This window comes from Pseudomonas spartinae (assembly GCF_965197125.1).
Taxonomy (GTDB): Bacteria; Pseudomonadota; Gammaproteobacteria; order Pseudomonadales; family Pseudomonadaceae; genus Aquipseudomonas; species Aquipseudomonas composti_A.
This window is the reverse complement of the sequence record NZ_CBDAMB010000003.1, coordinates 126,205-142,793: the sequence shown is the minus strand read 5'-3', so window position 1 is coordinate 142,793 and position 16,589 is coordinate 126,205. Positions and strand designations below refer to the sequence as shown.

Sequence of the window (16,589 nt, the reverse complement as noted above, 5' to 3'; positions counted from 1 at the left end):
GACAACCACATGCCGCAGTTTTTCATCAACCGCCCGGTGTTTGCCTGGGTCATCGCCCTGTTCATCGTGCTGGTCGGCCTCATCGCCATCCCGCAGCTCCCCATTGCTCGCTACCCGTCGGTGGCGCCGCCCTCGGTGACCCTCTACGCCACTTATCCGGGGGCCACTCCGCAGACCCTCAACGACTCGGTGGTGAGTTTGGTCGAGCGCGAGCTTTCCGGGGTGAAGAACCTGTTGTACTTCGAGTCCTCGGTGGATACCTCGGGCACCGCGCAGATCACCGTCACCTTCAAGCCGGGCACCGACCCGGAACTGGCTCAGGTGGACGTGCAGAACCGCATCAAGGCGGTGGAGCCGCGCCTGCCCCAGGCCGTGCGCCAGAACGGCTTACAGGTGGAATCCGCCGCCTCGGGCTTTCTGATGATGGTCGGCATGACCTCGCCCAATGGTCAGTATGACGAAGTGGCGCTGAACGATTACCTGGCGCGCAACATCGTCCAGGAGTTGCGCCGTATCGACGGCGTGGGCCGCGTGCAGCTGTTCGGCGCCGAGCAGGCCATGCGCGTCTGGGTCGACCCGCAGCAGCTCACTGCCTATGGCCTGACCATGAACGAACTGGCCCAGGCCATCGAGCAGCAGAACGTGCAGATTGCCCCCGGCCGGGTCGGTGACGAGCCGGCGTTGCCGGGCCAGCGGCTGACCGTGCCGCTGACCGTGCAGGGGCAACTGAGCACGCCTGAGCAGTTCGCCGCCGTGGTCCTGCGCGCCGGCGCCGATGGCGCCAAGGTGGTGCTTGGTGACGTCGCGCGCATCGAACTGGGCGCACAGTCCTACGCCTTCTCCAACCGCGAGAACGGCGTGGCGGCGACCAGTGCCGCGATCCAGCTGTCACCCGGAGCCAATGCCGTGCGCACCGCCTCGGCCGTGCGCGAGCGCCTGGCCGAGTTGGCGCCGAGCATGCCTGCTGGCATGGCCTATTCGGTGCCGTTCGACACCGCGCCCTTCGTCAAGGTGTCCATCGAGAAGGTGATCTACACCCTGTTCGAGGCCATGGCGCTGGTGTTCCTGGTGATGTTCGTGTTCCTGCAGAACCTGCGCTACACGCTGATCCCGGCAATCGTCGCGCCGATTGCGCTGCTCGGCACCTTCGCGGTGATGCTGCTGGCGGGCTTCTCGATCAACTCGCTGACCATGTTCGGCATAGTGCTGGCCATCGGCATCATCGTCGATGACGCCATCGTGGTAGTGGAGAACGTCGAACGGCTGATGGCCACCCAGGGGCTGTCGCCGAAAGAGGCGACCCTGCAGGCGATGCGGGAAATCACCGGGGCGATCATCGGTATCACCCTGGTACTCACCGCCGTGTTCATCCCCATGGCCTTCGGCAGTGGCTCGGTGGGGGTGATCTACCAGCAGTTCACCCTGTCGATGGCGGTGTCGATCCTGTTCTCGGCCTTCCTCGCCCTGAGCCTGACGCCGGCGCTGTGCGCCACGCTGCTGCGTCCGGTCAGCGCGGATCATCATGAAAAGCGCGGCTTCTTCGGCGCTTTCAACCGCGGTTTCGAGCGCATGACGGCGAGCTACGGGGCGCGGGTGGCACGCCTGGTCGGGCGCAGCGGGCGGATGATGGCAGCGTTCGCCGTGCTCTGCGCGGTGCTGGCCGTCGCCGCTGCGCAATTGCCGTCGTCCTTCCTGCCGGAAGAGGATCAGGGCTACTTCATGACCTCCATCCAGTTGCCCACCGGCGCCACCAGCGAGCGCACGCTGGACGTGGTCAAGGCTTACGAGGCGCACGTCGCGTCGCGCCCAGGGCTGGATGCCAACCTGGTGGTGCTGGGTTTCAGCTTCGCCGGCTCCGGCCCCAACGCAGCCATAGCCTTTACCATGCTCAAGGACTGGAACCAGCGCCATGGCGCCACGGCCGCCGAAGAAGCAGCGCTGGCGCAGCAGGCCATGGCCGGTAACGTCGAAGGCACGGTGATGAGCCTGATGCCACCGGCCATCGACGAGCTCGGCACCTCCTCGGGCTTCACCCTGTTCCTGCAGGATCGCGCCAACCGTGGCGAGGCGGCGCTGCTGGCGGCGCAGGCGCAACTGCTGGCACTGGCGGCGCAGAGCAAGGTGGTCAGCGATGTCTACCCCGACGGCCTGCCGCCCGGCGAGAGCATCCGCCTGCAGATCGACCGGCAGAAGGCCGAGGCCATGGGGCTGTCCTTCTCCGCCGTGAGCAGCACGCTGTCGGCAGCCATGGGCTCGTTATACGTCAACGATTTCCCCAATGCCGGGCGCATGCAGCAGGTCATCCTGCAGGCCGACGCCGCGGCGCGCATGCAACTGGACGACGTGCTCGGCCTGCGCGTGCGCAATGCCGGCGGCGGCATGGTGGCGCTGCGCGAGGTGGTGACGCCGGTGTGGAGCGAGTCGCCGCAGCAGATGATGCGTTTTCAGGGGTATCCCGCCGTGCGTATCGCCGGCGGTGCGGCTGCCGGGGTTTCCAGCGGTGCGGCGATGGCCGAGATGGAACGCCTGGTCGCCCAGTTACCGCAGGGCTTCGCCGTGGCCTGGACCGGGCAGTCGCTGCAGGAGCGCCAGTCGGCGGCGCAGGCACCGCTGCTGATGCTGCTCTCGGCGCTGGTGGTGTTCCTGGTGCTGGCGGCGCTCTACGAGAGCTGGTCGATCCCGCTGTCGGTGATGTTGGTAGTGCCGCTGGGCCTGCTCGGCGCGGTGGCCGCGGTGATGCTGCGCGGCATGCCCAACGACGTGTTCTTCAAGGTGGGGATGATCACCATCATCGGCCTGTCGGCGAAGAACGCCATCCTCATCGTCGAGTTCGCCCGTCAGTTGCATGCCGAGGGGCGCACGCTGATCGACGCCGCCGTGACCGCTGCGCGCCTGCGCCTGCGGCCGATCCTGATGACCTCACTGGCATTCACCCTCGGTGTGATGCCGCTGATGCTCGCCTCCGGCGCCAGTGCCGAAACCCAGCACGCCATCGGCACCGGGGTGTTTGGCGGCATGCTCAGTGGCACCCTGTTGGCGGTATTCTTCGTGCCGGCCTTCTTCGTCTTCGTCATCGGCACGCAGGAGCGTTTCAGCGCCTGGCGTGCGCAGCGGGGCGGCGCCGCGCTGACCCAGGAGAACCCATGATGCGCCTGTTTCTGACCCTGCCGCTGCTTGCCTGCCTGAGCGCCTGCTCACTGACCCCGCCGCTGGAGCGTCCGGCCGCACCGGTGCCCGCGCGCTATGCCATGGCTGCTGAACCAGCCCCGATGCTGCCGGCCAGCGCCCTGGGCTGGCGCGCGATGTTCGCCGACCCGCGCCTGCAACGGCTGATCGACCTTTCGCTGGCCAATAACCGCGACCTGCGACTGGCCATCCTCAACGTCGAGGCAGCGCAGGCCCAGGCGAACGTCCAGCGCGCCGCACGTCTGCCGGCTGTGGGGCTGGAGGGAACGCGCACGCGTGAGCGCGCTTTGACGACCGATACGAACGGCCAGGCTAGCCGCGAGGTGAACCAGCAGACCGGGGTGAACGTCGCCCTCAGCGCCTTTGAGCTGGACCTGTTCGGCCGCGTGCGCGCACTCTCCGATGCGGCGTTCGCGCGTTACCTGGCCAGTGAGCAGGGCCGCGAGGCAGCGCAGATCACCCTGGTCGGCGCGGTGGCCGAGGCCTACTTCGCCCAGCGCCTGGCTGACGAGCAACTGCAGCTGACCGAGCGCACCCTGGCTGACTGGCAACAGTCGTTGCAGCTGGCGCGCCTGCTCAAACAGGCCGAGCAGAACAGCAGCCTGGATGTGGCCCAGGCCGAAGGGCAGGTGGCCCTGGCAGAAGCCGACCTGGAAGCGCGCCGCCGCGCTCTGGCGCAGGCGGACAACGCCCTGCAATTGTTGGTGGGCAGCGAGCTACCGGTCGATCTGCCCGCGGCCTTGCCACTGGAGCGCCAATCGCTGATCGCGCAACTCCCGGCGGGGCTGCCGGCCGACCTGCTGCTGAGCCGACCGGATTTGCGCCAGGCCGAACAGATGCTGGTAGCGGCCAATGCCTATATCGGCGCGGCGCGGGCGGCGTTCTTCCCGCAGATTTCCCTGACCGCGTCCTTCGGTTACGCCAGCACCTCGCTCGCTGGCCTGTTCGACCCGGCGCGGCAGGTCTGGCGCTTCGCCCCGCAGATCTCCCAGCCGCTGTTTCAGGGCGGGCGCCTGCGCGCCGAGTTGCGCCTGGCCGAGGTGCGTAAATCCGAGGCGGTCGCGCAGTACGAGCGCGCCATCCAGCGCGCCTTCCGCGAGGTGGCCGATGCCCTGGCGGGAACCGCCACCTTCGGCCGCCAGATCGAGGCACAACTGCGTGCAGTGAATGCTGCCGAACGGCGCCTGGCGCTGTCCGATCTGCGTTACCGCGCAGGCGTCGACGGCCGCCTGGAACTGCTCGACGCCCAGCGCCAACTGCAGGCTGCACGGCAAACGCTGCTGGAGTTGCGCTGCGCAGACATCGCCAACCGGGTGGCGCTGTACAAGTCGCTCGGTGGCGGCCTGCACGATGATGTGACGGAGGTTGCGGCTGTCAGCGTAGCTCGATAAAAGCCGTGCCGGCGCTCAATATCGGCTGTTCGAGTCTTGAACTTCGTGTGCCTTGGCATCGGCGGTCTGGACCTTGCGCGGATTGAGCGCCGGTTTGTCATCTTCGATGCCTATGGTCTTCTTGACGCCATTGATCGCATGGGCAAGGTCGGAACCCAGGTTCTTGAGGCGCTTGCTGCCGAACAGCATGACCACGATCAGCAGGATGATCACGAGTTGCCAGATACTGATGCCGCCCAGAGCCATGCTGCGTACTCCATAAAAAGTTGGATGCCGTTCAGCCAACGGCCTGGGTCACCAGTGCGAACTGCTGCACGTCGCCGACAATCCGAGGCGGCGTACCGCGCGCCATCTGCGCAACGCTGTCGACCTGCTGCAGGCCCACTGAACTGAGCCACTCGCCAAGACCGCTGTCGGCCTGGATATCCATGCGCACGAAGGCGCCGGGAATTTCGGCCAGCAACTCGGCGATCAGGCTTCTGGCCTGCTCGGTGCTCTGCGCAACGACTGGGCCGATTAGCCGACCGCGGCCGAAGCTACGCAGCATGGCGAAGGCACATGGTTGGCCATCACGCTCGACGATTACCGTGCGTTCGATCGCGTCGTGCAAGTCGTCTAACACGCGACTTCTGTCCAGACCGCTGCCGGCGTTGGCCAGCTCCAGTAGCCGTGGCCAGTCGTCGGTGCCGGCATTGCGGAGGTTTTCCCCTGACGCCAGGGTAGGGTGGGGCAACGGTTGGACCTCGCCCTGATGCTGGTTTATTCGCGCGAATTCGATAAAGCCCTGGCTGGCGTACAGCGGTACACCGGCCAGGGTGGCGTTGAGCATCGCTGTCGCCGGGCCGCAGGCCTGCAGGGCCTGTTCCATCAGCCGGCGGCCGATGCCCTTGCCTTGATAGTCGTTGCTGACGATGACCAGGCCGATGGTGGCGTAGGCACCTTGCGGGCAGGTGAAGGCGGTACCGATCAGTTGGCCAGCATCCTCGACGACAAAGCCTTCGGCGACCCGCTGCAGCATGGCCCAGTCCTCAAGGCGGTGCGGCCACTTCAGGTTCAGCGACAGGGCATGGGCGGCCGGAACGTCGGCGGCGGTCATGGCTCGGTAGGTATAGGGATGGCTCGGGGCGGACATTACAGATCTCCTGAAGGGGCCACGTGGCGTAGCGGGCGCGGTCGATGGAACCTGTATCCCAGCTGAGCAGAGTGCTGACAATAGGTACGGCGCAATTCGGTCGATTGCATAAGTTTCGGTGTCCGCGGCCGCAGCTAATGCTCAAGCGAGGCAGCAAGTCGGCAGCAAATATTGGGCGATATTTCCTAGCATGGAGCTCTGGCTGAGTAGCACCGCGAGCCGCTGCCAAGTCGTTTTTTCAGCCTCTTTACGAGCCATTCGCCGCTCGCCTCGTCGACGCGTTCACCCTTGGAGATTCCACCGAATGTCACATCCTATCGCTTTGCTGCTGGCGTATGCCGATGGCACTCCTGCCGCTGCATTCACGCCCGGCGCCCTGGACTCGTCCGATCCCTTCGGCAACGTCCGCCACGTGGCCTACCGAGGCGATGATGGAGTCAGCGCCGGTTTCGTTCAGGCGAGCGTAGAGCTGGTGGTCGAGGATTATCCCTACACCGAGATGCTGGTGGTACACGCCGGTAAAGTCAGCTTGCAGGACGAGCAGCAGACGCTCGAGCTGAGCGTTGGCGACAGTGCGGTGATCGGCCGTGGCACGGCGCTGCGCGTGCAGGCACAGGCCGGTAGCCTGTGGGCGTTCTGCACGCTGAATCAGGGTGCCGAGCACCAGCCCGGCCTGACCCAACTCGATGCCCGCGCGGCACTCAATCCCTCGCAAGCGCCGGACGCGCAGATCCTCATCGGCCCTGCGCCGCAATGCCGTTCCTTCAACGCTTTCGCCGACAGCGCCAGCAATCTGCTGATTGGCGTCTGGGACTCCACGCCCTACGCCCGTCGCAGCCGCCCGCACAAGGTGCATGAGCTGATGCACCTGATCGAAGGCAGCGTGACCCTGCAGCTGGCCGATGGCGCCGAGCTCAAGGTCAATACTGGCGATACGGTGTTCGTCGCTCAGGGCGCCCCGTGCGCCTGGGAGAGCAACGTCTACGTACGCAAGCTGTACGTTGTCAAATAAGCCATAGCACCAGGGCGCCTGTGCGGTCATTGCTCGCGGGCGCTCTGGCGATTGGCGCGCAGCGAAACGCTTGCGCAGCAGTGTGCGAGCTCGAGCAATCGGATTGGATGGCAGAGCAGGGGCGACAGCTTCGCCTGCACGGATGAGGATAGCGCCGGCGCTTTGGCGTGCACGGCGTACCCGGTTGCCTCGCTTCAGGTGGAAGCGGGTTCCCGCCTGAGGCGGCGTTCAGAACTCCGACACCTTGCCCCAGGCGCTTTTGCTCAGGCGCGCCAGGTTGTATTGGCGGTGGTCGACGAAGGGCGTTTGCCCTTGCGCCAGTTCGGCGATCAGGCGGCCAGCCCCTGGGCCGATGCCGAAACCATGGCCGGAGAAACCGGCGGCGAGGATGAAGCCCGGCAGGTTCTGCGCTTCGTCGATCACTGGTACGCCGTCCGGGGTACTGTCGATATAACCGGCCCAGCCGGCCTGCATTGGCACGCTGCCCAACGCCGGCAGCAGGCGACGGGCGCGTGCCAGGGTGTCGCGCAGGATCGATTCCGACGGGCGCGGGTCGAGGATGCGCATGCGCTCCATCGGCGTCGGTTTATCCAGCGCCCATTTGCGCCAGGTTTCGTGGCCGGACAGCCAGCCCTGCAGGTCGCCTGGCGAGAGCATCTGCCAACGCTTGGCGAACATCGGCAGGAAGTAGCTGGCGAAGCGCAGTTGCTGCGGCGTCGGGTCGACGCAGGCACGCCCGGAGATGGCCAGGGTGTAGCCGCCATCGCCACGCCGGGTGACGGTCACTTCGCTGGTATGCAGGGTGTCGGGAATGCCCTGCACGCCGGGCATCACCGAGAGGATGCTGGAGCGTATCGAGGCCTGTGGGAAACGAATGCCTAGTTGCGCGCAGAACGACGAAGCCCAGGCGCCGCCGGCCATCACTACCTTCTGGGTCTTGATCACACCGTGTTCGGTGATCACCGCGCTGACGCGCCCAGCCTCGGTTTCCACGCCGCGTGCGGCGCAGAACTGGTGCACCGTGCCACCATGCTTGAGCACGCCTTTGGCGATCAGCGGCGCGGCGCGGGCTGGGTCGGCGATGCCGTCGGACGGCGAGAACACCCCGCCGAGCCAGGGCTTGCCGGTGGCAGCACCGCGCTGGCTGGCCTCGGCGCTGCTGAGCATATGGGTGGTGACGCCCTGGGTGATGGCGAAGTCGCGCCATTTCGCCCAGCCATCCAGCTCGGCCTGGTTGTCGGACAGGTAGAACAGCCCGCAGCGGCGAAAGCCCAGGTCTTCGCCCAAGTCGGCAGTGATTTCTTCCCAGAGGTCGAGGCTCTTGGTCGACAGCGGCAGCTCGCGGGCATCGCGGTTCTGCTGGCGGCACCAGCCCCAGTTGCGGCTGGACTGCTCGGCGCCGATGCGGCCTTTTTCCAGCAGGGCGACCTTGAGGCCATCGCGAGCCAGAAAGTAGGCGGTGCAAGCACCGATGATGCCGCCGCCGATGACCACGATATCGGCGCTTTCAGGCAACTCCGCTGTGGACTGCATGGTGATCAAGGGAGCCGGCATGCTGTTTCTCCTGGCCTGCAAAAGATGAGTCGATGATGAGGGTGGCGCGGCAAGACCGTCGTCCTGATGAAACACCACTGCAGGGCGGGCGGCACTGCCGTCGTGCTGCCCTATGTTAGGCGGCTCGACCCGCTTAAGGCTGTCGTATTGCTCAAGCGCAATCGCAGAATCGGGCGTTTTCGCAGGCGAGCACGGAAGTTTATGCTGCGGCGCTTGCCATCGCCCTGTTCGCCGGATGCAAGCCTCATCTTGCCCGGGGTGGCTGCGAGGCGGGTGAAGCGTTAGCTGCCGCCAAGCACGACAAAAACGAGGCGCATGTTGCGCATCGGGCCTGTATCCGAAATTTTCTGCCGGACACTCGGCGGCATACTGATCGAAGGCGAGCCGAGCATCTGCGCTGGTTCGCTGCAGACCGGCAAGCGTAGGCAGACACGCTCGCTCCGATCAGAGAATGGTGAGGTCGTGCAGATGAAAACCCTGCTGCTCAGCAAAGAGCAAGTCGGCGGCTTGATATCCCTTAAAGAAGTCATCGGCACGGTGGAGGAGGCCTACAAGGCCTTTAGCAGCGGGCAGGTGGTGCAGCCCGATTACATCGGTATCCATCTGCCTGAACCGCGTGGCGAGATCGACTTCAAGGTCGGTTATTGCAAGGGCAACGAAATCATCTCGATGAAAGCCTCCTCCGGCGGTTTTCTCGACAACCCCGCCGCGCATGGCGTGCCCAATGGCATGGGCAGCGTGCTGCTGTTCGATGCCCGCAGTTGCGCGCTGATCTGCGTGATGGACGGCAGCCTGCTCACGGGCCTGCGCACGGGCGCTTCGGGCGCTGTCTCGGTCAAGGCGCTGGCGCGCAAGAATGCCAGGAAGGTCACCTGCATCGGCACTGGCAACCAGGCGCGCATGCAGGTTCGCGCCATCAGCCTGGTGATGCAGATCGAAGAGATTCACGCCTGGAGCAGAAACCCGCAGACCTGCGAACGCTTCAAGACGGACATCGAGGCGGAGCTTGGCATTCCGGTGATCCTCGCCGACTCCAAGCAGGCGGCGGTCGAGCAGGCCGACATCCTCGTCACCACTACCCGTGGCAAGGGCCCGCTGGTGCGGGCGGGCTGGGTGAAGCCCGGTACTCATATCGTCGCCATTGGCACCGATATGCAAGGCAAGCAGGAATTCGAGCCCGAGATATTCCGCCACGCCAAGATCGTCAATGACTCGATCGCGCAGTGCACTGACAAAGGCGAAACCTGGCACCCGCTGAACGCCAGGATCATCGGCTTGGACGATATCCACGGCGAGCTTGGCGAGATTCTGCTGGGCACCAAGCCAGGGCGGGAGAGCGACGAAGAAATCACTATTTTCGACTCCACCGGCATGGCCATCCAGGACAACACCACGGCCGAGAAGATCTATCGCAACGCGCTGGAAAGCGATGTCGGAACCTTCTTCGCGTTCCTTTGAAACCTGATTTCGCCAGTAGGCGTGAGGACATTAAATGCGTGACCATCCGACCATCGAGGACATCCGCCAAGCCCAGGAACGCCTCAAACCCCATATCAGACATACACCGCTGTTGCGCGCGGAAAAGATCGAAAAGGCCGTCGGCTGCCAGCTCTATCTCAAACCCGAAACCCTGCAGATCACCGGAGCCTTCAAGATTCGCGGCGCGCTGAACAAGACGTTGTCGCTGCCCAGGGAAGAGATCGCCAGGGGTATCATCGCCACCTCGTCCGGCAATCATGCCCAGGGGCTTGCCTACGCTGCGCGCATGCTGGGCGTGAAGGCCATTCTGGTGCTGCCGGTGAGCACGCCGAAGATCAAGATCGCCAATACCCAGGCGCTCGGTGCGGAGGTGATCCTCTTCGATGGCGACACCGCCGCGCGCTGGAAGAGGGTGTACGAAATCGCCGAGGAAAACGGCTACGTGCCGGTGCATGCCTTCGAGGATCCGCTGGTGATGGCCGGGCAGGGCACCATCGGCTGCGAGATTCTCGAAGACCTGGAGGATGTCGATACCGTCATTGTCCCCATGGGCGGCGGCGGCCTGATCTCCGGCATCGCCACGGCCATCAAGGCAACCAAACCATCGGTGCGGGTGGTCGGCGCCGAACCGGCGCTGACCCCCAAGTACCATCACAGCCGCTTGAACAAGCAGCGCACCACGCTGCCGCTGCTCGACACCATCGCTGACGGCCTGCGCATCAGTGTGCCGGGGCAGAACCCCTATCCGATCATCGAGCGTTACGTCGACGAGATCGTCCTGGTCGAGGACCAGCACATCGTCGAGGGCATGCGCGTTCTAGCCAGGGACGCCAAGCTGATCGCCGAGCCCGCTGCTGCGATCGGCATTGGCGCGCTGCTGGCCGGCGCGCTGAAGGTGCACGCAGACGAAAAGGTCTGCGTGGTACTGACCGGCGGCAATTGGGATCTGGCTGACCTGGCCGAGGTTTACCTGGAGCGCCAGTAGGGCGCCTCTAAAAACGTAGGCGAGGCAGCCAGCGCAATACCGATGGCGGCCCCACAAAAACAGGCGAAAAACGCTCGGAGTCGCGTTCGACTTTACGCGCTGTAAATGAGCATTTTGATCGGACTCGCGCACGAGCCTGTTTTTAACGCAGCGATGGCAACGCAGGTAGTTTTTAGAGGTGCCCAGTAGCGACTGCCTGGGCCTAGCGCGACGGTCGATTGCATAAGGCGAGGGGCGAAAGACCGCAGCTAATGCTTGCGCGGGGCAGCAAGTCCGCAGCATGTATCGGGCAATGTTTTCTAGGATGGAGGCCTGGCCATGCCAGGCACCGGGCAGGTGCCCTGGCTCTTTTCTGGAGTGCTTTATGAATAGCTTCGACCCGAGCAGCGTGTCCGTGCGCAGTGCCCATTTCATCGGCGGCCTCTATCGCAGTGGCGAGCCTGCGCTGCAGGTGTCGCGTCCTTCCGATGGCCAGCCCTACGCGCAATTGCCGATTGCCGATGTGGCGCTGGTGGACGAAGCGGTGGAGAACGCCTGGCAGGCTTTTCGCCAGAGTGACTGGGGTAGCCGCCCGCCGCGCGAGCGCTGCCGTGTGCTGCGCCGCTGGGCCGAGCTGATCGAAGCCGATGCCGCCAACCTGGCGCCCCTGGAGGCGCTGGGCTCGACCCGCCCGCACAAGGACGTACTGGCCTGGGACATTCCCTATGTCGCCGAGGTGCTGCGCTTTTTCGCCGAACTGGCGGACAAGCATGGCGGGCAGGTAGCAGCCACTCAGCGCGATCGCCTGGGCATGCAGATCGCCGAACCCTATGGGGTGATCGGCGCCATCGCACCGTGGAATTTCCCCTTGAGCATGGCCAACTGGAAGGTGGCGCCGGCCCTGGCTGCCGGCAATGCGGTGGTGCTCAAGCCGTCCGAACTGACCCCGTTTTCGGCCCTGCGTTACGCCGAGCTGGCGGTGCAAGCCGGCCTGCCGGCGGGCATCTTCAACGTGGTGCAGGGCGACGGCCGGCTGACTGGCGATGCCCTGTGCCGCCACCCGCGCATCAGCAAGGTGACCTTCACCGGCTCCACTGCCACCGGCTCGAGCATCATGGCCGCGTGCGCGACCCACGGCCCCAAGCCGGTGACCCTGGAGCTGGGTGGCAAGAGCCCGCAACTGGTGTTCGCCGATATTCCCGACCTGCGCAAGACCGCGCGTAGCGTGGCCATGGCCATCACCGGCAACGCTGGCCAGGTGTGCGTCTCCGGTTCGCGGCTGATCATCGAGCGGAGCATTCTCGAACCCTTCGTCGAGTGCCTGCAGGGGCATTTCCGTGAGCTGAATCCCGGCCCCACCTGGTCGGCGCAGACCAGCCTGCCGCCGATCATTTCCCAGCAACAGGTCGAACGCATCGACAGTATCTTGCAGCGCTCGCGCCAGGCTGGCGCCGAGCTGCTCGAAGGAGGAGGGCGCATCGACGGCCTGGGGGGCGCCTACTACCAGCCGACCTTGCTCGGCGTGGCCAACAGCGGCAACCCGGCGGTACTCGAAGAGATCTTCGGCCCGGTGTTGACCATCCAGACCTTCGACGATGAGCAGCAGGCCTTGCAGTTGGCCGAGCACCCCAGCTACGGGCTGGCGGCGGGGGTGCATACTGCCGATCTCAATCGCGCCCTGCGCCTGATTCGCGGCCTGGAGGTGGGCACGGTGTGGGTCAACCGTTACGGTCGCAGCGACGACCACATACTGCCCACGGGGGGTTACAAAGGCTCGGGCATCGGCAAGGACCTGGGCAGCGAGGCGTTCGAGGCCAATCTGCGGCACAAGAGCGTGCTCATCGACATCAGTTGATTATGCTGCGCAAACACCCCAGCGGGCGCCCTTCGAGGCGCCCGTTTTGCATTGTATGGCCCTCAAAGGGCGCATTTTCTCTGGCTTTGCCCGCTTACAGGGCGCCCCGCAAAGTCTGCTGAGTGCGGCCCGTAAAACGGCTTTTTGTGTCGAGTCAGGCGTGCTTTTAACCTCATCTGCTGGGTTCACGGTGCTGTAATGATCGGGCAGTACAGCGCGACGGGGGAGTCGATGTTGACTGCAACAACCTCAACAAGACATCAGGACTGCGCCATGAGCTTTCTTCGCCCCAAGTACATCACCTTCGACTGCTACGGCACCTTGACCAACTTTCAGATGGGCCCACTGACCCGCGAGCTGTTCGCCGACCGCGTGCCGGCCGCGCAGATGGATCAGTTCGTCAAGGACTTCGCGCAGTATCGCCTGGATCAAGTGATGGGCGACTGGCGCCCCTACGATGAAATTCTCGATACCGCACTGGCGCGCGTCTGCAAGCGCTGGGGGGTCGAGTACCGTGGCGAAGGCCAGCGCTACTACGATGCCGTACCGACCTGGGGCCCGCATGCCGACGTCACTGCCGGTCTGGCCAAGATCGCCGACAAGATTCCGCTGGTGATCCTCTCCAACGCCATGGACGAGCAGATCATGTCCAACGTCGACAAGCTGGGCGTGCCGTTCCACAAGGTGTATACCGCTCAGCAAGCCCAGGCCTACAAACCGCGCCTGCAAGCCTTCGAATACCTGCTCGACAGCCTCGGCTGTGGCCCCGAAGACCTGCTGCATGTGTCCTCCAGCTTTCGCTACGACCTGATGTCGGCCGACGACATGAAGATCAAGCACAAGGCCTTCGTTGCCCGTGGTCACGAGCAACCAGGCAACACCTGTTACGGCTACCAGCAAATCGCCGACATCGGCGGCTTGCCGGCCCTGGTCGGCCTCTGATCGCCAACACGCGCGAGGAGCTGCAGATGCACAGCGATTCCTACTGGCTCGATACGGCCCCAGCCTTCACCGGGGCACAGAGCGGCGACCTGCCGGCGCGGGTCGATGTGGTGGTGGTGGGCGGCGGCTTCACTGGGCTGTCGGCGGCACGGGCGCTGGCCATGAAGGGCGCCAGCGTCGCCGTGCTGGAGGCCGGCCGGGTGATCGGCGAGGCCTCCGGGCGCAACGGTGGGCATTGCAGCACCGGTGTCGCTCATGACTATGCCGGGCTGGCTGCCAGCCTCGGCAGCGAACGTGCGCGCCGTTATTACCAGGCTTACGAAAGCGCGGTGCAAAGCGTGGTCGGCCTGGTGGAGCAGGAGGCTATCGCCTGTGACCTGACCCGCAACGGCAAGCTCAAACTGGCCGCCAAACCCCAGCATTACGAGGGCCTAGCGCGTACCTGCGAGCTGATCCGCCGCGAGGTGGATGCCGAGGTGGAGTTGCTCTCTGCCGAGCAGGTGCGCAGCGAGGTCGATTCCGCGCAGTTCCATGGTGGCCTGCTGCAGCGTAATGGCGTGCAGATGCACATCGGCCGATTCGGCATCGGCCTGGCCGAGGCGGCGGCCCGTCATGGTGCGCTGATCTACCAGGGCACCACCATGCAGGGGTATCGGCCAGAGGCCGGTGGCTATCGGGTCGACACCAGCCGCGGCAGTCTGCTGGCCGGCCAGGTGCTGATGGCCACCGGTGCCAGCCAGCACGGCGCTCTGGGTTGGTATCGGCGGCGCATCGTGCCGGTGGGCAGCTTCATCGTCGCCACCGAGCCGCTATCCGCTGCCGTGCTCGAGCGTCTGCTGCCACAGCGCCGCTCGTACGTCACCAGCCGCATCATCGGCAACTACTTCCGTCTCACCCCGGACAACCGGCTATTGCTGGGCGGGCGGGCACGCTTTGCCATGTCCGGCGGCAATTCCGACCTCAAGAGCGGCAAGGTGCTGCAGGCGGCGTTGCTGCAGATGTTCCCGCAATTGGCCGGGGCAAAGATCGACTACTGCTGGGGCGGCCTGGTGGACATGACTTCCGACCGCCTGCCACGCGCAGGCCAGCAGGGTGGCGTGTATCACTCCATGGGCTACAGCGGCCATGGCGTGCAGATGTCGGTGCACATGGGCCAGGTGATGGCTGAAGTGATGGATGGCAAGGCCGAGGCCAATCCCTGGGGCGAGCTCGATTGGCCGGCGATTCCCGGGCATTTCGGCAAACCCTGGTTCCTGCCGGTCGTAGGGGTCTACTACCGCCTTCAGGACTATTTGCATTGAGCGTGTGACAAGAAAAACAGTGGCACCAACGTCGTTTGCGTTACCCGGTCGCTCCGCTTAGCCGTGAGCATTCGAGCCTTCCATTTTCGACAGGTACAACGATATGACTGACAACAAGAACATCCCTGGCACTCAACTGATCAGCGGCGAGCAGAGTCAGCGCATTTTCGAGGGGCTCAACCGCGGTATGTCGCGCCGCGACGCCTTGCGCATGCTGGGGCTTGCTGGCATCGCCGCTGCCGGTGCCGGCAGCCTGTTCGGCCCGGCAGGGCAGGTGCTGGCGGCGAGCGCCAGCGGCGCTACGGTAACGGGCAAACGGGGTGGGCGCATCAAGGTGGCCACCGCCACCAGCTCCACCGCTGACACCCTCGACCCGGCCAAGGGCTCGAACTACACCGATTATTGTCGGCACAACATGTTCTACAACGGTCTGACCTCACTGGACGAGCAACTGGTGCCGCGTATGTCGCTGGCCGAGTCGTTCGACACCAGCGATGCCTTGTCCTGGAACATCAAGCTGCGCAAGGACATCCTGTTCCATGATGGCAAGCCGCTGACCTCGGCCGACGTGGTCTACTCGCTGACTCGGCACAAGGTGCCGCAGGTGGGTTCCAAGGCGCTGAGCATTGCCCAGCAGTTCGAGGAGGTGAAGGCGAACGGCCCGCACGAGGTTCAAGTGCGCCTGGTCAGCCCCAATGCCGACCTGCCGGCAGTGCTCGGTACCACGCATTTTCTCATCGTGCGCGACGGCACCACCGACTTCACCACGGCCAACGGCACCGGGCCGTTCACCTGCGCCGAGTTCCAGCCAGGCGTGCGCTCCATCGCCAAGCGCAATGACGGCTACTGGAAGCCGGGCCTGCCGTATCTCGACGAGATCGAGTTCTTCTCCATCCCCGATGAGTCGGCGCGCATCAGTGCGTTGCTGGCCGGTGACGTGGACCTGATCAACCCGGTCAGCCCGCGCTCGGTTTCACGCCTTGAGGGCAGTGCCAGCGTGGCGCTGATGGAGTCGCCCACCGGCGGCTACACCAACCTGATCATGCGCGATGAGCTGGGCCCGGTGCAGAACCCGGATTTCGTCCTGGCCATGAAGTACCTGCTCGATCGCAAGCAGATCAACCGCGTGGCCTTCCGGGGTTACGGCAAGATCGCCAACGATCAACCGATCGCCGCCAACAGCCGTTACTACTCCGCCGATGTTCCGCAGCGCGCGTTCGACCCGGACAAGGCCAAGTTCCACCTGAAAAAATCCGGCATGGCTGGGCGTTCTCTGCCGCTGGTGGCTTCCGAGGCCGCTACCGGCTCGCAGGACATCGCCCAGCTGCTCCAGCTCTCCGGTCAGCAGATCGGCCTCAAGCTGGATATCAAGCGGGTGCCGGCCGATGGCTACTGGTCCAACCACTGGATGAAGCATCCGCTGGGCTTCGGCTCGATCAATGCGCGGCCTACCGCCGATCTGATGTTCAGCCTGTTCTTCCAGTCCGATGCAGTGATGAACGAGTCGGGTTGGAAGAACGAGCGTTTCGACGAGTTGCTGCTCGCCGCTCGTGGGGAAACCGACGACGCCCAGCGCAAACAGATGTACGGCGAGATGCAGATGCTGGTTAACGAGCATTGTGGCGTGGGCATCCCGCAATTCAGCAGTAGTCTCGATGGTCACAACGCCAAGCTCAAAGGCCTTGCACCACATCCGCTGGGTGGCTTGATGGGCTACATGTTCGCCGAGCACGTCTGGTTGGATGCCTGAAGCGTAGCGCCGATAACCATGGC

12 protein-coding genes are annotated in these 16,589 nt (G+C 64.8%); 9 read left to right on the top strand and 3 right to left on the bottom strand.

The genetic code is table 11. The annotated features are described in order from the left end of the window. Positions 1-9: 9 nt before the first annotated feature. On the top strand, positions 10-3,147 hold the full coding sequence (locus ACN8M7_RS08010; RefSeq protein WP_490260401.1) for a multidrug efflux RND transporter permease subunit: 3,138 nt from the start codon (positions 10-12) through the stop codon (positions 3,145-3,147). Then, complete coding sequence (locus ACN8M7_RS08005; RefSeq protein ID WP_490260400.1) at positions 3,144-4,577, top strand: efflux transporter outer membrane subunit; 1,434 nt, start codon at positions 3,144-3,146, stop codon at positions 4,575-4,577. Before ACN8M7_RS08010 ends, ACN8M7_RS08005 begins: the two co-directional genes overlap by 4 nt. A 15-nt stretch (positions 4,578-4,592) precedes the next feature. Here ACN8M7_RS08005 and ACN8M7_RS08000 read toward each other — a convergent pair whose 3' ends face one another. Next, a complete protein-coding gene (locus tag ACN8M7_RS08000; RefSeq protein ID WP_061239346.1) occupies positions 4,593-4,823 on the bottom strand; it encodes a twin-arginine translocase TatA/TatE family subunit in 231 nt (76 codons plus the stop codon). A 31-nt stretch (positions 4,824-4,854) separates the two neighbouring features. After that, positions 4,855-5,709 carry a GNAT family N-acetyltransferase gene (locus ACN8M7_RS07995; protein WP_490260399.1) on the bottom strand — a complete coding sequence of 285 codons (855 nt, stop codon included), beginning with the start codon at positions 5,707-5,709 and terminating at the stop codon, positions 4,855-4,857. 304 nt (positions 5,710-6,013) lie between these two features. Between ACN8M7_RS07995 and ACN8M7_RS07990 the strand changes: the two genes are divergently transcribed. Next, positions 6,014-6,721, top strand: a complete 708-nt coding sequence (locus ACN8M7_RS07990) for a cupin domain-containing protein (protein WP_490260398.1) — start codon at positions 6,014-6,016, stop codon at positions 6,719-6,721. A 228-nt stretch (positions 6,722-6,949) separates the two neighbouring features. Here the strand turns inward: ACN8M7_RS07990 and ACN8M7_RS07985 are convergent, their stop codons facing one another. After that, positions 6,950-8,275, bottom strand: a complete 1,326-nt coding sequence (locus ACN8M7_RS07985) for an NAD(P)/FAD-dependent oxidoreductase (protein WP_061239349.1) — start codon at positions 8,273-8,275, stop codon at positions 6,950-6,952. A gap of 468 nt (positions 8,276-8,743) precedes the next feature. On the opposite strand from ACN8M7_RS07985, the gene ACN8M7_RS07980 reads away from it, so the two are divergent. The 6 genes from ACN8M7_RS07980 (at position 8,744) to ACN8M7_RS07955 (ending at position 16,566) form a co-directional block, all read left to right on the top strand. Beyond that, positions 8,744-9,733, top strand: a complete 990-nt coding sequence (locus tag ACN8M7_RS07980; protein ID WP_490260397.1) for an ornithine cyclodeaminase family protein — start codon at positions 8,744-8,746, stop codon at positions 9,731-9,733. A 34-nt stretch (positions 9,734-9,767) separates the two neighbouring features. After that, positions 9,768-10,739 carry a threonine/serine dehydratase family protein gene (locus ACN8M7_RS07975; protein ID WP_490260396.1) on the top strand — a complete coding sequence of 324 codons (972 nt, stop codon included), beginning with the start codon at positions 9,768-9,770 and terminating at the stop codon, positions 10,737-10,739. Positions 10,740-11,103: 364 nt separating this feature from the next. Next, positions 11,104-12,573 (top strand): aldehyde dehydrogenase family protein, encoded by a 1,470-nt coding sequence (locus ACN8M7_RS07970; protein ID WP_490260395.1) that lies wholly within the window; start codon positions 11,104-11,106, stop codon positions 12,571-12,573. Between the two features lie 273 nt (positions 12,574-12,846). Continuing rightward, positions 12,847-13,515 carry a haloacid dehalogenase type II gene (locus tag ACN8M7_RS07965; RefSeq protein ID WP_061239352.1) on the top strand — a complete coding sequence of 223 codons (669 nt, stop codon included), beginning with the start codon at positions 12,847-12,849 and terminating at the stop codon, positions 13,513-13,515. Between the two features lie 26 nt (positions 13,516-13,541). Further along, positions 13,542-14,816: an NAD(P)/FAD-dependent oxidoreductase gene (locus tag ACN8M7_RS07960; RefSeq protein WP_490260394.1), complete on the top strand. Its 1,275-nt coding sequence runs from the start codon at positions 13,542-13,544 to the stop codon at positions 14,814-14,816. 103 nt (positions 14,817-14,919) lie between these two features. After that, positions 14,920-16,566, top strand: coding sequence for an ABC transporter substrate-binding protein (locus ACN8M7_RS07955; protein ID WP_490260393.1), 1,647 nt, complete (start codon positions 14,920-14,922; stop codon positions 16,564-16,566). Positions 16,567-16,589: the final 23 nt, after the last annotated feature.

Excerpts from the sequence above, each read along its gene's own strand:
- ACN8M7_RS08010 (WP_490260401.1), top strand. The coding sequence starts at position 10 with ATGCCGCAGTTTTTCATCAACCGCCCGGTGTTTGCCTGGGTCATCGCC.
- ACN8M7_RS08005 (WP_490260400.1), top strand. The coding sequence starts at position 3,144 with ATGATGCGCCTGTTTCTGACCCTGCCGCTGCTTGCCTGCCTGAGCGCC.
- ACN8M7_RS08000 (WP_061239346.1), bottom strand. The coding sequence starts at position 4,823 with ATGGCTCTGGGCGGCATCAGTATCTGGCAACTCGTGATCATCCTGCTG.
- ACN8M7_RS07995 (WP_490260399.1), bottom strand. The coding sequence starts at position 5,709 with ATGTCCGCCCCGAGCCATCCCTATACCTACCGAGCCATGACCGCCGCC.
- ACN8M7_RS07990 (WP_490260398.1), top strand. The coding sequence starts at position 6,014 with ATGTCACATCCTATCGCTTTGCTGCTGGCGTATGCCGATGGCACTCCT.
- ACN8M7_RS07985 (WP_061239349.1), bottom strand. The coding sequence starts at position 8,275 with ATGCCGGCTCCCTTGATCACCATGCAGTCCACAGCGGAGTTGCCTGAA.
- ACN8M7_RS07980 (WP_490260397.1), top strand. The coding sequence starts at position 8,744 with ATGAAAACCCTGCTGCTCAGCAAAGAGCAAGTCGGCGGCTTGATATCC.
- ACN8M7_RS07975 (WP_490260396.1), top strand. The coding sequence starts at position 9,768 with ATGCGTGACCATCCGACCATCGAGGACATCCGCCAAGCCCAGGAACGC.
- ACN8M7_RS07970 (WP_490260395.1), top strand. The coding sequence starts at position 11,104 with ATGAATAGCTTCGACCCGAGCAGCGTGTCCGTGCGCAGTGCCCATTTC.
- ACN8M7_RS07965 (WP_061239352.1), top strand. The coding sequence starts at position 12,847 with ATGAGCTTTCTTCGCCCCAAGTACATCACCTTCGACTGCTACGGCACC.
- ACN8M7_RS07960 (WP_490260394.1), top strand. The coding sequence starts at position 13,542 with ATGCACAGCGATTCCTACTGGCTCGATACGGCCCCAGCCTTCACCGGG.
- ACN8M7_RS07955 (WP_490260393.1), top strand. The coding sequence starts at position 14,920 with ATGACTGACAACAAGAACATCCCTGGCACTCAACTGATCAGCGGCGAG.